9 protein-coding genes and 1 pseudogene are annotated in these 14,407 nt (G+C 64.3%); 3 read left to right on the forward strand and 7 right to left on the reverse strand.

All coding sequences use genetic code 11. From position 1 onward, the window contains the following. Window positions 1–50 precede the first annotated feature (50 nt). The 4 genes from CQ13_RS03000 to CQ13_RS03015 form a co-directional block, all read right to left on the reverse strand. Complete coding sequence (locus CQ13_RS03000) at window positions 51–1,205, reverse strand: DUF3095 domain-containing protein (RefSeq protein WP_057841544.1); 1,155 nt, start codon at window positions 1,203–1,205, stop codon at window positions 51–53. Window positions 1,206–1,289: 84 nt separating this feature from the next. After that, a complete protein-coding gene (gene htpG, locus CQ13_RS03005) occupies window positions 1,290–3,158 on the reverse strand; it encodes a molecular chaperone HtpG (RefSeq protein WP_057841545.1) in 1,869 nt (622 codons plus the stop codon). 103 nt (window positions 3,159–3,261) lie between these two features. Continuing rightward, a complete protein-coding gene (locus CQ13_RS03010; RefSeq protein ID WP_057841546.1) occupies window positions 3,262–5,235 on the reverse strand; it encodes an HlyD family type I secretion periplasmic adaptor subunit in 1,974 nt (657 codons plus the stop codon). Beyond that, a complete protein-coding gene (locus CQ13_RS03015) occupies window positions 5,232–6,947 on the reverse strand; it encodes a type I secretion system permease/ATPase (protein ID WP_057841605.1) in 1,716 nt (571 codons plus the stop codon). Before CQ13_RS03015 ends, CQ13_RS03010 begins: the two co-directional genes overlap by 4 nt. 560 nt (window positions 6,948–7,507) lie before the next feature. Here CQ13_RS03015 and CQ13_RS03020 point away from each other — a divergent pair. From CQ13_RS03020 to CQ13_RS03030, 3 genes are all read left to right on the forward strand, one after another. Further along, window positions 7,508–9,010 (forward strand): hypothetical protein, encoded by a 1,503-nt coding sequence (locus CQ13_RS03020; RefSeq protein ID WP_057841547.1) that lies wholly within the window; start codon window positions 7,508–7,510, stop codon window positions 9,008–9,010. A 264-nt stretch (window positions 9,011–9,274) separates the two neighbouring features. After that, window positions 9,275–11,152 (forward strand): ethylbenzene dehydrogenase-related protein, encoded by a 1,878-nt coding sequence (locus CQ13_RS03025; protein WP_057841548.1) that lies wholly within the window; start codon window positions 9,275–9,277, stop codon window positions 11,150–11,152. Then, window positions 11,153–12,238: a 2Fe-2S iron-sulfur cluster-binding protein gene (locus CQ13_RS03030; RefSeq protein ID WP_063800023.1), complete on the forward strand. Its 1,086-nt coding sequence runs from the start codon at window positions 11,153–11,155 to the stop codon at window positions 12,236–12,238. It abuts the gene before it with no gap. 24 nt (window positions 12,239–12,262) lie between these two features. Here the strand turns inward: CQ13_RS03030 and CQ13_RS03035 are convergent, their stop codons facing one another. The 3 genes and pseudogenes from CQ13_RS03035 to CQ13_RS03040 form a co-directional block, all read right to left on the reverse strand. Beyond that, the gene (locus CQ13_RS03035) at window positions 12,263–13,069 is read right to left on the reverse strand and encodes a hypothetical protein (protein ID WP_057841606.1); all 807 of its coding nucleotides are present in this window, start codon (window positions 13,067–13,069) and stop codon (window positions 12,263–12,265) included. A gap of 73 nt (window positions 13,070–13,142) precedes the next feature. Next, a complete protein-coding gene (locus CQ13_RS46955) occupies window positions 13,143–13,490 on the reverse strand; it encodes a gamma-glutamyltransferase (protein ID WP_430649650.1) in 348 nt (115 codons plus the stop codon). Then, a pseudogene (locus CQ13_RS03040) lies at window positions 13,417–14,397 on the reverse strand (copper amine oxidase); the annotation flags it as partial. The pseudogene CQ13_RS03040 and the gene CQ13_RS46955, both read right to left, overlap by 74 nt. Window positions 14,398–14,407: the final 10 nt, after the last annotated feature.

The raw sequence follows: 14,407 nt of genomic DNA on the forward strand, positions 1-14,407 counted from the left end.
CAACGAACTTGAGAGATGGTGGGCACGCTTCGCTTTGCCTATCCTACAAATCACGCCGCCATCGCTTTCAACGCTGACGCCGCCGACGCGTAACCGCCGCGGGCGCCGTCGATGAAGTGGACGTGATCGCTGCGCATCACCGAGGGCGCGAAGCAGGTCATCATCGCGGCGTCCTGCCGGTGCAGGCCGTAGCGCACGACCTTGCTGGAAGCCGCCTTTTCTAGAATCTCCGTCAGCGCCCGTTCCAACTCGACCGTGCAATCGAGGATCATCCGCAAGCCATCGTCATATTTGCGGAAGTCGGAATTCTCCACCACCTGCCGCACGTAGTTCTTCGGCACGAATTTGCCGACCTTGATGCCGAACCGCATCACCACATAGGCCCAGAGCGTGACGGCGAGCACGACGGTGCGTCGCTTCAACAGCGGCCCGCCGCGCGCGGCGCGCGCCTCATATTCGACGCCGGCCGGCGGCCAGCGCAGCGGTGGCCCATCCGGCGGCACCGGCCGGCCCGCATCCGGGCTCTGCTCGACCAGTTTGATGACGTCCTCGATCACCTTGCGGAAGGCGCGCGGATCGGCGCCCTTGGCCGGGACCACCAGCACCGACAGAATGAGCCCGCGGGAGGAAGGAATTTCCTCGAACCGGCACGACAGCCCGGACAGATCGGGCTGCGTTCCCGGCTTCGCCGGTGGGACCGCGAATTCGCCCCGCTTCATCGCGGCATCCGCCCATCCCAGCCCGCCGCCGGAAAACATCGCATAGGACAGATTGGACGACGGCCCGAAGCGAGCGACTTTGATATCGAGCCCCTGCGCGCGAATGTCCCTCACCGGCACCAGCGCCACCCGCATCATCAGATCGAGATCGGCGCTGACCCAGGCCGCGGTCGCCGCCAGCGCCTCGCGCGCGTGCGAAAGATCCGCCGGGGACACCGCAAAGCTCGCACCGTCGCCGCCGAACACGAACGGAAACTCGCGGCCATCAAGCGCATTGGTCACGGCCGCGATCACGGCAGCGCCGGCCATGTTGACTGCCTTGTAGCGCTGATTGGCGATCGCCTTGGTCGACTCGACGATGTCGGCGACACCGACGGCCCAGTCGTCCGGCAACGGCGTATACAGCGCCGGGTCCATCAGGCTGCCGAAGCCGCGAAAGACCGGAATCGCGCCGTAGAAAATGTCGGTGCCGTCAGACGTCGTCATGGCGATCTGCGCTACCCCGCGTTCGCACTTTCCTAGCAGATACGGCCAGTCTTGGAATTCGGTTCAACCCGGCGACCGAATGTCCTAACCCTTTGCGATCCCCCGCAGCACCAACTGGTTGAGCCGGTTGGCAAACGCCGCCGGATCGTCCGGCAGTTCGCCGTCGAGGATCTGCGCCTGCTCAAACAGCAGGAACGACACGTCCCTGGCCGCATCCTTGTCGCTAGCAATCGCCGCGACCAGGGGATGGCGCATGTTGATTTCGAGGATCGGCTTGGTGGTCGGCCCCTTGTTCTGCATTGCGAGCAGCCGCTCGAGCATGCGGTCCTGTGCGCCGCCGCCGGCGACGAGGCACGACGCGCTCGAGGTCAGCCGCTGCGAGGCGCGCACGTCGGAGACGCGCTCGCCGAGCGCGTCCTTGATCAGCGCGATCGTCGTGGCTTCATCGGCGCCGCCTTCGTCTTTCTTGTCCTCGGCCTTTTCATCCAACAGCGGGATCAGTCCGAAATCGATATCGCCCTGGCTTAAGGACTTTAGCGGCTTGCCGCCGAAATCCAGCGACGCGGAGGTCCAGAACGCGTCGACCGGATCGGTCAGCAACAGCACTTCTATGCCGCGGGCGGTCGCGGATTCGAGTTTCGGATTCGACTTCAGCCGTTCAACGCTCTCGCCGGTGAGATAATAGATATCGGTCTGGTTCGGCCTGAGATCCTCGACATACTGCTTGAGCGAACGCTCCTCGCCCTTTGTCGTGGTGAAGCGCGACAACGCGAGCAGTTTCTCTCGGCGCTCAAAGTCCTCCCAGATGCCTTCCTTGATCACAGGGCCGAACGCGTCCCAGATTTTTGCGAACGCTTCCGGCTCCTTTTCGCCGAGGCTTTCCAGCTCCGATATCACGCGGCCGGTAACGGCCTTTCGGATCTGCGCGAGCTGCGGATTGTTCTGCAGCATCTCGCGCGAGATGTTGAGCGGCAGATCTTCGCTGTCGATCACGCCGCGGATGAAGCGCAGATAGGCCGGCAAGAGATCGGCGTCGTCGGCGATGAAGACGCGGCGGACATAGAGCTTGACCTTGCCCTTGCGCGCCTGGTCGAACAGGTCGAACGGCTTTGTCGACGGCGCAAACAGCAGCACCGCGTAGGATTGCCGGCCTTCGGCGCGATAATGCAGCGTCATCGCCGGTTCGTCGAACGCGCCGGCGACCTGCTGATAGGCCTGCTTGTAGTCATCCTGCTTGAGCTCCGATTTCGGCCGCTGCCATAGCGCGCTGGCCGAATTGATCTGGCGCGGCTCGCCCTCCTCCGGCACCAGTTCGATCGGAAACTGGATGTTGTCGGACCAGGCGCGGACGACACGTTCGATCTCGTAGGTCTCGAGATACTTTGATGCCTCTTTTTTCAGGTGCAGGACGATCTCGGTGCCGCGGATGACGCGCGTGGCGTCTTCGTCGCTGGCTTGAGCGATTTCAAATCCGCTGCCGCCGGAGGACGACCAGACGAAGACCTGATCGGAACCGGCGCGGCGGCTGGTAACGACGATGCGCTCGGCGACCATGAACGCTGCATAGAAGCCGACGCCGAACTGGCCGATCAGATTGGCGCCGTCTTTGGCCTCGGTGAGGCGCGAAAGAAACGACTTTGTGCCGGAGCGCGCGATGGTGCCGAGATTGTCGATCAGCTCATGCCGGTCCATGCCGATGCCGCTATCGACGACGCTAAGCGTATTGGCCTTCTTGTCCGGCGCGATACGAATCTTGGGCGGCGCGCCGTCGGCGATCAGCTCGGGCGCCGAGATCGCCTCATAACGCAGCTTGTCGCAGGCGTCAGATGCATTCGAAATCAGCTCGCGCAGGAAGATTTCGGTCTCCGAATAGACCGAGTGCACCATCAGGTTCAGAAGCTCGGCGACCTCGGCCTGGAACGGCTGGGATTCGGGGGCAGTGGTGGTCGTCATACGGGGCTCGCAATGCAAACAGGGCGGGACGGGAAGCCCTGATATAACAATGCCGTCTGGGGTGGCAAGATTTGCGACCACGCGCCAAAAGCCTGTTTGCCCCTTACCGCTCGACGAAAGCGCGCTGGAACTGATCCAGAATCGGTTTGAAAAGGTAGCTGAGCATGGTCCGGCTGCCGGTCTGCATGAACACTTCCGCGGGCATGCCCGAGGAGAGCTGCAGCCCGGCGAGACGGCGGCGCTCCTCTTCCGGCAGCATGATCCGGACCGTGAAATAGGACGTGCCGGTCTGCTGGTCGCGGGTGGTGTCGGGCGAGACGTACGACACCTGACCGATCAATTGCGGCGTCACCCGCTGGTTGAAGGCCGAGAAACGAACAAATGCCTGCTGGCCCTTGCGCACTTGATCGATATCGTTCGGCTGCAACCGCGCCTCGATCTGCAGATCGTCGGAATCCGGCACCACTTCCATGACGGTGTCGCCGGGGCGAATGACGCCGCCGATGGTGTGCGCGTTGAGCTGATGGATCACGCCCGACGTCGGCGCGCGCATCTCGATGCGCTCGAGCACGTCGCGCGCGGCGATGCTTCGTTCGCTGAGTTCGGCCTCCTTGCCCTGCGCCTCGCCTAGTTCCTTGACGACTTCGGTGCGGACATCCTGGTCGAGCCTGACCATCTGAAGCTTCGCCTCGTCGATCTTGTTTTTGGTCTCGGCGATCGTGGAGATTAGCTGGCCGCGCTCGCCTTCGATTCTCGCGCTCTCGCGCTGCAAGGCCGTGAGCCGCGCGATCGGCACCAGACGCTTGTCGAAGAGCTCCTGCACTCCCGTGAGTTCGCCGGTGATCAGTTCCAGTTGCTTGGCCTTGGACGCAACCTGCGCGTCGAGGCCGACGATCTCGTCGCCAAGCTGCGTTACCTTGCTCTGCAGCAGATCCTTCTGGCTCTCGCGCGCCGTCACCCGCGCCCTGAACAGCGAAGCCTCGGAGGCCAGCAGCGTTTTAACACCGGGATCGTCAAGCCGCGCCGACATCTCGGCCGGTATCGCCGGCCGGGGCAGACCGTCGCGTTCGGCGACCAGCCGTGCGATCTTCGCCCGCATTTCATCGAGCTGCTTGCTCACCACCTGCAGGCTGGCTTGCGCCTGCGTCGAATCCAGCCGCAGCAACAGATCGCCGGCGTTGACCCGCATGCCGTTGTGGACCGGGATCTGGGCGACCACCCCGCCGGTCGGATGCTGGATCGTCTTGACGTTGGACTGCACCACCAGATTGCCCGGCACCACGACCGCGCCTGACAGCGGCACGAATGCCATCCAGCCGCCTGCCAACCCGCCGACGACTAGCAGCACCCGCAAGCCCGTGCGCAATTCACGCTCGAAGGTGCGCGCCGCCCGCAGCACGATGCTCTCGCCCGGCGCGTCCGCGACATCAGCCGATCCGTCGCGGTTGGCAAGGAAGGCAACTCCTGCGGTCAGCCCAGTGCGGACGACCCGCGTCACGGAACGCTCGCGCGGCACGGCGCCCGCAGGGGCCGGCGGCGCCAATTGGGGCGCCTCGATGCGAGGCGGCTCCCGTCGGTCGTCGATCTGCAAAAGCTCCGGTCTCGACCTCGGCATGTTCATGAGCGACGGATCGTCCGGCGCGATGATTGGACCGCGCGGCTGCCGTTCGTTCAGCCATGGATTGCCGCGCGCGCTGGCCGCCGGTGGCGGGGTCACGAATTGCGGCTCACGCGTGACGCGCCCGCCGCGCGTCGCCGGAGGTTCGGCATCGAAAACGTCGGACCGGGATCCAAAGGGGCCGAGCCAATCCAGCACCCGTCCCATCTTGCCCTTTTTCTTCGACCGCTTCGGCCGTGCGGGACGCGAACGTCGCGCGCCCTGACGTGGTTCGTCATTCGCCGGACGACGAAGCGGCGGCCGCTGGTCCGGCAGATTGTCAAGCTCGAACGCCTGCCGCAATCGCTGCAGTTCGAGGATCAGCGCCTGGCCCTGCGGCGCCACGACCTCGTCGTCCGCTCCACCGACCCGGCGTCGCGCCACTCTTTCATCGGTGTGTACGTGATCGAAATTCTTCATGAAGAAACACTCTCGGCAAGTGATGGGCGCTGGTCTGCCTTTGCCTGCGGCGGGCCTGGCGGCGATCCCGGCGCCCCATTGCCGTTGGCGTTGCGGACGCGCGCAAAGACTTCTTCGCGCGGGCCGAACGCGATCGCCTTGCCCTCATAGAGCACTATCGTCATATCAAGCGCGGAAAGCGCGCTTGGGCGGTGCGAGATGACGACGACGATGGATTTGTTCTGGCGCATGATGGCGATGGCGCGGGTTAAGGCGTTCTCGCCGTCGGCATCGAGATTGGCGTTGGGTTCGTCGAGAACAATCAGAAACGGATCGCCGAATACCGCCCGCGCCAGGCCAACGCGCTGCTTCTGTCCAGCCGACAGCGAGATGCCGCCCGCCCCTATTCGCGTCGCATAACCTTCCGGCAGGCGCAGGATGATGTCATGGACGCCGGCGATCTGAGCGGCCTTGAGGATGGCGTCGGAAGTTGCGTGTTCGTCGAAACGGCAGATGTTCTCCGCTACCGTGCCGTCAAACAAGCCGACGTCCTGCGGCAGATAGCCGACGTGCCGGCCGAGATCCTCGTTGCGCCATTGATCGAGTGAGGCGCCGTCAAGCCGCACCGCGCCGCGATGCGCCGGCCAGATTCCAACCAGCGCCTTGGAAAGCGAGGTCTTGCCCGACGCGCTGGCGCCCAGTAGCGCCAGCCCCGCGCCGGCCTTGAGTGAAAACGTAACGCCAGACACGATCGGCATGTCGAAACCGGGCGCCGCCACCGCGAGATTTTGCACGGACAATTCGCGGCAGGGACGCGGCAGCATGACCGGCGGCGCCGGAGGCGGTGCGGTCGCCTTGCAGATGTCGCGCAGACGGGCGAGGCCCTGGCGGGCGGCGGCCAATTGCTTCCAGGTGCCGAGCGCGATTTCAACCGGTGCGAGCGCACGCCCCATCAGGATCGACGACGCGATCATGACGCCACCCGACGCCTTGTCGACCACGACGAGATAGGCGCCGATACCGAGCATTCCCGATTGCAGAATGTAGCGCAGCACCTTCGCGGCCGAGCCGAGATTGGCATAGACGTCGGTGGCGCGGATGTTTTCCTGCAGGTAGCGCTCGTTGGCCTGCGACCAGCGTGCCGTCAACCGATCCGTCATGCCGAGCGCGCGGACGATTTCCGCGTTGCGCTGCGTCGCATCCGCCAGCACCTGGCGCTGCGCGTTCATGTCCATCGCCGCCTTGGCCGAATTGCGCGAGATCCGCTCGGTCAGCAAGGTCATAGCAATGATCGCCGCAGTACCCAGCAGCGCCGTGAAACCGATCGCGGGGTGAAACAGAAACAGCCCGATCAGAAAGACCGGGATCCACGGCATGTCCAGGAATGCCGTCGGCCCCATGCCCGACATAAAGGTGCGCACCTGGTCGAGATCGCGTAGCGGCTGCTGCATCAGGACCGGCTTGACGCCGCGCAGCGGCAAGGCGGCGAGCGCCGAATGGATCGAGCCTTGCAGGCCGGCATCGAACAGCGTTGCGACCCGGCACAGCATCCGCGACCGCATCGCGTCGAAATATCCCTGCACTAGATAGGCGAACAGCACCATCAGGGACAGGCCGAACAGGGTCGCGAGGTTACGGCTCGGAATTACCCGATCGTACACCTGCAACATATAGAGTGGGCCCGACAGCATCAGGATGTTGATGACGCCGCTGAATACGGCGACGCCGATCATGCGGCGCGCACTGGCGCGCAGCGCATTCGTGACTGGATCGTCGGCGGCCAGCGTCGAACGCAGGCCCGACACTGCGCGGGGCGCCGACGCTGCCCGCGCTCGGTCCTGCGTCTGACCCTGAGCGATACTCATTGAACTGCCCTACGACCCGCTCGATCGGGTCTCCCTGCAGGTCTCCTTGACGCGCGATGCGGACCATTTTTCGACAAGAATGCGACGAATGCCGATTGTTCAAGTTCGCCCGTGGGTAGAACGGTGGCAAAGGCGTTTGTCGCCGATACCGCACGCACGCTTCCGGCTGCGATTCCGACACCGAGGCCTGGCGCACCCGACAAGGGGCCGCGATACCCTTCTCGCGCGCACTTCATTCGCCGTTTTCCCGCACGGCGTGCGTCATGGATTCGTCCGTCTATCACCTTGCTTCGGCGCTCATTGGTCGCTGTGTCGGCCGAATGACGCCATGAAGCTAAATGATCCTTCACCATGCGCGACGTCCCGCCCCCTGGCGGATGGCCGCGCCTACGCGTCAATGGATTCGACTGGACAGCAGGGGACGGACAATGGCTCGCTTGGCTCACGGGGATCAGCCCGACGATCTCGATCTCCCGACCGATGAAGTCGCCAGCCCGCCAGTCGCTCCGGCTTCCCCGTCCACGACACCGCTCGAAGAACCGCCGCCGGCCAGCCAAACGACGTCACGGCCTGTCGGTTCGAATTTCTCCGACCTCAGCGCAACCTTCAACGGCACGGCTCGGGCGCCGGTGGATGCCCCGCAGCAAAGCGCGCTCGGCAACGGCGCCCAAGCAGCCGTCAGTATTGCACACCACACCAACGATCTCACCGCGGTGCAGAACAATCTGCTGGCCGAACTCAACACAGGCCAGTTCTCCGGCGCTGCGCTCGGCCATGTTCAGGCGATGCTGTCCGACATCACCAGCGCCATTTCGGCGGCCAACGCCTCGGTGAGCGCGGCAGGCTCGTTCGGCAACGCCGCTGGCGCAGAGCAAGCGCTTCGCATCAGCCAACTCAGCGTCATCAATGCCGTCAGTAGCGATCCCGTGCTGGCCAATCCGGCGCCGGCCGCGCCGCTGCCGATCGGCACTCCGGCGCCCGCCGCGCCTCACAATCTCGCGGAGATCGGCGCGATTTTCGACGACGTGGCCAGTCAGATCCTTGGCGGGGTCAATGACGGTAACCGGGCGCAGATCACCGACGACATCAATGCTGTGATATCGGACATGCAGGCGCTGATGACCGCCAACCCGGAACTGTTCGACGGGCTGACCGGCGTCCATGCCGATGAGATCGTGCAGCAACTCCAACTCGAGCTCGTCTATATCAACGACCCCGGGATAAGCCCCACGGCGGCGCAGGCCAGCGTCGACAACATCCTCGACATCATCGACATCATCCAGAGCGATGCCAATCTGGCTGATATGGCAACGCAAGACGGCATCGGCGGTCTTTCGCCGCTTCCGGAGGACACCTCGCCGGCTCCGAAATATCTCGACAATGATGTGCAGACCGCGTTCCTGGCCAACTTCATTGCGCAGTCAAATTCGCTTGGAAAGCAAGCCGTCGACCTCGTGGGAAGCCAAGACGGCGAGGCGATCGCCGCACTGATCGGCGATCTAAGGGCATTCGAGAAGAGCGTCACCGATTTCGACGCGGACCTGGGCGGTATCCTCGGCGCCGAAATTGCCGCGATGATCAAGGGATTGCAGACCGGCAACGCGACGCTGGTCGTCGCTGCCGCGGACCAGATGCATGGCAATGCGGCCGATGCCGGCGGCAACAATATCCCTGTTACCGGCGGCACCTACAATCCGGACGGCTTGACGGTCGCCGAGGTGTTGGGGATGCCGGTCGCGGAGACGCCGGTCGCCGAAACGCCGGCGGCGATGGCCGCGGCGGCTAGCCTGGACGTGCAACAAGTCGCAGCCCCCACCATGAGCGGCGAGCCGGCGATGGTTACGATTGCCGACGTGGAGATCTGGGGCGCGGACCAAGCCAATTCGGACATGCCCGAATTGGCGCATCATTTACATCATATGTGGGGATAGCGGCGCGCGGCGCGACCTCCGGCGCCCCCGACACGTCGGGGACGCTGGAGGCCAATACATCAAAGCAAGAAACGCGTTCGCCGATCCGGCTCACGCGGCGGGCGCAAAAGAGCTCTTCACCGGCCAATGCCCGCAAAGAACGATCTTGGACGATGGCCTCATCGACGGCTTTGAGGACCATCACTAGTACGGCAGCGACATCGGCGGTTGGTGGGATCGGCGCCAACAGTTGCTGTTCGGTAAGTGAAGTAGCGGGGCGTATGTGTGCGGCAGCGTAAGACGGACTATGGGACCATCATTCTACACTGGACGTTCGTGGCCGCATTCGCCGTTGCGCTCGTCACCGGCTTACGCATTGCGACGGAAACGCCCGACCGCACCTGGATCAACTGGTTCGACGCCGTGCTGCCGCGCGACAGCGTATGGATCGCCCATATGCAGGCGGCCGTCGTCCTGGTCGCCGTGGCGATCGGCTACGTCGTCTACATGCTCCGCTCCGGCCTCGGACGCCGCGTCCAGCTCGACAAGGTTCGCCTGCGCGGACTGTTCGGCCGCGGACAGGCCAGGTTGAGCGCGGTGATTGCACTGATGTACTGGATTTTCTTCGTCACGATGTTCGGTTTGCTGGTTAGCGGCGGCGCGCTCTATTTCGGCTTCTACTCCGGCTACGACGTGGCGATGCTGCATTGGGTAGGGACCTGGGTGATCCTCGCCTTTGTCGCCCTTCATGTCCTGACCCAATACAAAAGCGGCGGCATCTCGCAACTGCTGCGCATTTTTCGTCCCGCCCCGCTGCCGGCGCCGCCGCCGCGGCTCGATGCCGTCGAGCTCCTGGGGCTGCTGGCCGAGCGATCGGCGCGCCCGCCGGAGTCCGAAGACCCACCGCCCGAGGTTGCATCGCATTCACTGCAGCCCCGCGCAGAGGCGCGCCACGATCGGACGCGTGAGCCGGATCCGGCGCCGCGATCCCATGTCGGGCCTTCGAGATCGCGAAACCCGACGCTGCAGGCCAATCCGTTCCTCGTGGCGGCCGCCGCTGCGATCACCGGCGCTTCGCTCCTCGTGGCCACCGATCGGCTGGCGGTGGACGGTGTTCAGATTCGCCGCATCAATCCCGCCGACGCGCCGACCCTCGACGGCGACACCTCTGATCGGGCCTGGCGCGGCGTCAGGCCGTTCTCGCTCTTGACCGGAGAAGGCGGGAATTTCGACGGCAAGGGCGAGACCAGAATCGGAATTCGCGCGGTGCATGACGGCACCTATGCCTATTTCCTCTTCACCTGGGAAGATTCGACGCGCTCGCTAAAGCACCTGCCACTCGTCAAGCAGGCCGATGGATGGCACCTGCTTCATTCCGGCTTTCAGCTTGGCGACGAGCATCAGTACAACGAAGACAAGTTTTCGGTGCTGCTGACCACGTCGGATGTCACGCTGGCGGGCGGGCGAACCTTTCATCCCGGGCCGCAGCCGGTCGCCGGCGCGCCGGCCACCATGAGCGGCCGCGGACTGCATTACACGGCATCCGGCTATGCCGACGTCTGGCAGTGGAAGGCCACGAGCGGCGCGACCGGATGGATGGACGATACGCATTTCGGGCCGCCGCTCGACCCGACCCCCATGCAGGCGGCAAACGTCGTTCCCTACAAGGGCGGCTTCGCGCCCGACCCGGGCACGGCAAACTACCGGGACAATTTCACCGTCGAGGTCGATACGTCAGGCGGTCCGCGCCGCAGCCGGCTAATCGCTCCGCTGCGCCTGCCCAAAGTCGTCGCCGACACGACGACCGCAATGGGAGATATCGACCTTGACCCCAATCACGGCGAAAGCGACGGCGCGCGATGGTTCATGACCGAGCAGGATTCCGTGCCGTATTCGATCAACATCGACGCCCGCATCCCAACGGGGACCGTGATCCCGGGCGTCATCCTGAGCGGCGAATTTTCAGGCGACCGCTCCGACATCAGAAGCGCCGCCCGCTGGGCTTCCGGCCACTGGGCGCTCGAGGTGAAGCGTCGGCTCGACACCACAAGCCAGTTCGACGTGCCGATCAAAACCGGCATCTTCATGCGGGTCGCCGCTTTCGACCACAGCCAGATCAGACATACACGGCACGTCCGTCCTATTCGTATCGAGGTGGAATAAATGTCAAGGATTTGCAAAGTCACGATCAACAACGAGCCGTATTTGGCCAATCGCGGCGAGCTTCTGCTCGACTGGGCGTTGATGAACGGGGTCGATCTTCCGCATGATTGCCGTTCCGGGATTTGCGGCGCCTGCCAGGTGCGGCTCGTCGACGGCCAGGTATTCGGCGGCCATAGCCGGGGCGACGACATGATCCATGCCTGCCAGGCCAGAATCGTTTCCGATCTCGAAATTGCGATCGAGGCGGCTCCCGAGCCGGTGGCGCTGTCGGCGGAAGTGGCGCAGACCGTTCAACTCGCGCCCGACGTGGTGGGTATCGACATCGAGCTGCCGAAGCCGCTCGATTATCTCCCCGGCCAGTACTCCAAGCTGCAGTTTCAGGGATTCCCGGCAAGGTCCTACAGCCCGACCTATCCGCTGGAAGGCCGGCCCCACGATCGCATCCTGCACTTTCATATCCGAAAGGTCGCGGACGGGCTGGTATCCTCGGCACTCGGCCACGACATCCGCGCCGGACATCGCGTCAAGCTGACGGGGCCGTACGGTCGCGCCTTTTTCAGGCAAGGCCATTCGGGCCGCATCGTTCTCGTCGCCAGCGGCACCGGTTTCGCCCCGATGTGGTCGGTCGCGGTCGCCGCGATCATGGAGCAGCCGCAGCGTGAAATGGTCTTCGTGGTGGCGGCGCGCAGTATCCGCTCGCTCTACATGCACGCGGCACTGTGCCGGCTGGCGCTGTTTCCCAACGTCACGCTGATCCCGATGGTGTCGGAGCCGCAAAATATCTCGCATGCCGTTCGCAGCGGCCGGCCGACCGATCATTTGCCGAAACTCACGCTTGACGACGTGGTCTATACCGCGGGCGCGCCGGCGATGACCGATGCGGTGGCGCGAATTGCAAAGGCTGCGGGCGCGCGATGCTACACCGATCCCTTCGTGCAGGAGCCGCGGACGGTGGAGCAGGCCGGCCTGATGTCGCGCCTCACCGGCTGGCTCAGCGAGCCGAAGAGCGCCATCCCGTTGCAGCCGACGCAACGCGCGGCACCGATGCCCCGTAGCGTGTCCGCGGTTGGCGCGGGTAACCGCTAGCCGGCCGCGGGATTGCCGTCGCTTTCAGCCGGAGATCGCTGCGATATATCGCTGAACGGACATTTCGAACGCCGCCTTGGCATTGTCGGCGATGTTGCGGCCCCACCATGCGCCATAGATGCGGTCGAACGTCAGCGGCTCGACCGCGCGTGCGATCCGGCGCACGGCTGCGGCATTGAGCGGGATGTAATTCGGATAGCTGTACATGAAGCTGAGGGAGCGGCGATCCATCGCAACCATGGCGACATCGCCGGTGAGCAGCGCACCACGGCCCTCCGCGCCGGCGCGCCAATGCATCACCGTGCCGCCGGCAAAATGTCCGCCGGTTCGCACCAGCAGGATATCGTCCGAGAGCCGGTGGCTGTCGCCAGTCCACGGCACGATGGCCGGATGCGGCCGCGTGACGAAGGCGCGGTCGTCGCCATGCAGATAGACGGGCACGCCGCCGAACGCATCGCTCCAGTCGGCGACCGCGCCATAGTAATGCGGGTGCGAAACGGCAATCGCCTTCAGACCGCCGAGCGAGCGGACGTAGTCAATCGCCTCGGGCGTGGCTAACGGCACGCAATCCCACATCACGCAACCATCCGTTTCGCGCACGAGCAGCGCGCGCTGTCCGATCGCAAAATTCGGCTTGAGCCCGATGCCGGGAATGCCGAGATCGTCATGCCAGACGAGCTTGTGACGTTGTGCCAATTCCTCGCGGGTGAGCCACGCCTGTCCCTTCCAGTTCACATACTGCCGCTCGTCCTCGCAGACCGGGCACGCGGCCGGCGGCGCAGTACTTTCGGGAAACTGGGCGCCACATTGTTCGCAGGTCCATACCGGCATCGGCATCACTCCTGTCGGAAGGAGTGGTAACGCATAATGGCAGGGCCAGCCAATGCGAGGCGCAGATCAACAATCAGTAACCGATCGCCGCGCCATCGCTGCGCGGATCGGAACCGCCGCTCGGTACGCCGTTCCGCCGGTCGATGGTAATGCCATGCGCATGGCCCGCCATTTCGTTCCCGGCGTCCCAGCGGTTGATGGTGTGGCCGCGCTGTGCGAGCGCATCGATCGTATCTGTAGGGAACCGTCCCTCGATATGCAGCGTGTCGCGCGCCTCGACGAGCGCGAAGCGGCCGGACAGGAATCGCGGCATCTCGATCGCTTCCTGGATGGGCGCTGAGCGCGTTGGCGAGCTTGCCCAGTCCATACTCGCCGACATCGAAGGCGCATTTCCAGAAATGGTTCGCGGTCGGATCGGCATAGGGCACGATGATGTCGGTGACGCTGGCTCGATAAATGATCGGCCGTTCGCGCGCACCGTCGCGGAACGATATCTGGTGCAGCACGAGGCCCTCGCGCGCGGTCCAGCCGACGCGGAACGACCAGTTCTGCCAACCCACCTTCCAGCCCTCGACTGTAAAGCTCGGGCCGTCCTTTTGCACAACGTCGAGCGGCTTGACGTCCTTGCGTGTTTGCGGGATCGACGCTTGGTCGTAGTTGCGTGACTTTTTCGGGATCGGAATGATGTCGGGCTCGTTGACCAGATGGACGATCCTGTTCTCGATCAGGTCGACCAACGCGACGACGCCCTCGATCGGATGCGCATAACCGTTGTCCTTGAGATCCCTACGCCAATAGGACACGGCGCTGACCAGCCTGCGGCCCTTCTCCACCTCGCGGTCGAAATAGCCGGCCGAGAACGGATCGACCTGAACCAGCTCGATGTCCTTGTCATCGAGGCCGCGCCGCTTCATCGCGCGCCGCCAGTCCGCGTCGGACTTGACGATGTCGCCGACCTTGAACACCTCCTCGATCGTGATCGGCGGCTGGCCGTAAGGATGGGCCTTGGTCGAATATTCGCGCCACGCCGTCACGGACTCTGATTCAAGGTCTACGGTGGCGACATGCGTCGCGCCGGTCTTGCAGTCGAACAGGGTGGCGGCGGCCCGCCGTGGCAGCACAACGCCCGGCTCCCAGCCGAGGACGTCGGACTTGGCGGGCTCCTCGAGTTGCACATGGGTAAATCGCGCGTGGCGCCCGAGTCTCTTCTCTTTCTTCAGTATTTCGGACGCCAGTGCGACTTCGGCCTCGCTGAGCGGGTCGAGCGGATGATCGGCATCTGTGCCGACAGATGGCTTTGTAGGTATCATATCGCACTGAGTTCCCATGAACTGGTCG

Origin of the sequence: Bradyrhizobium retamae (assembly GCF_001440415.1) — a bacterium.
GTDB classification, from domain to species: Bacteria; Pseudomonadota; Alphaproteobacteria; order Rhizobiales; family Xanthobacteraceae; genus Bradyrhizobium; species Bradyrhizobium retamae.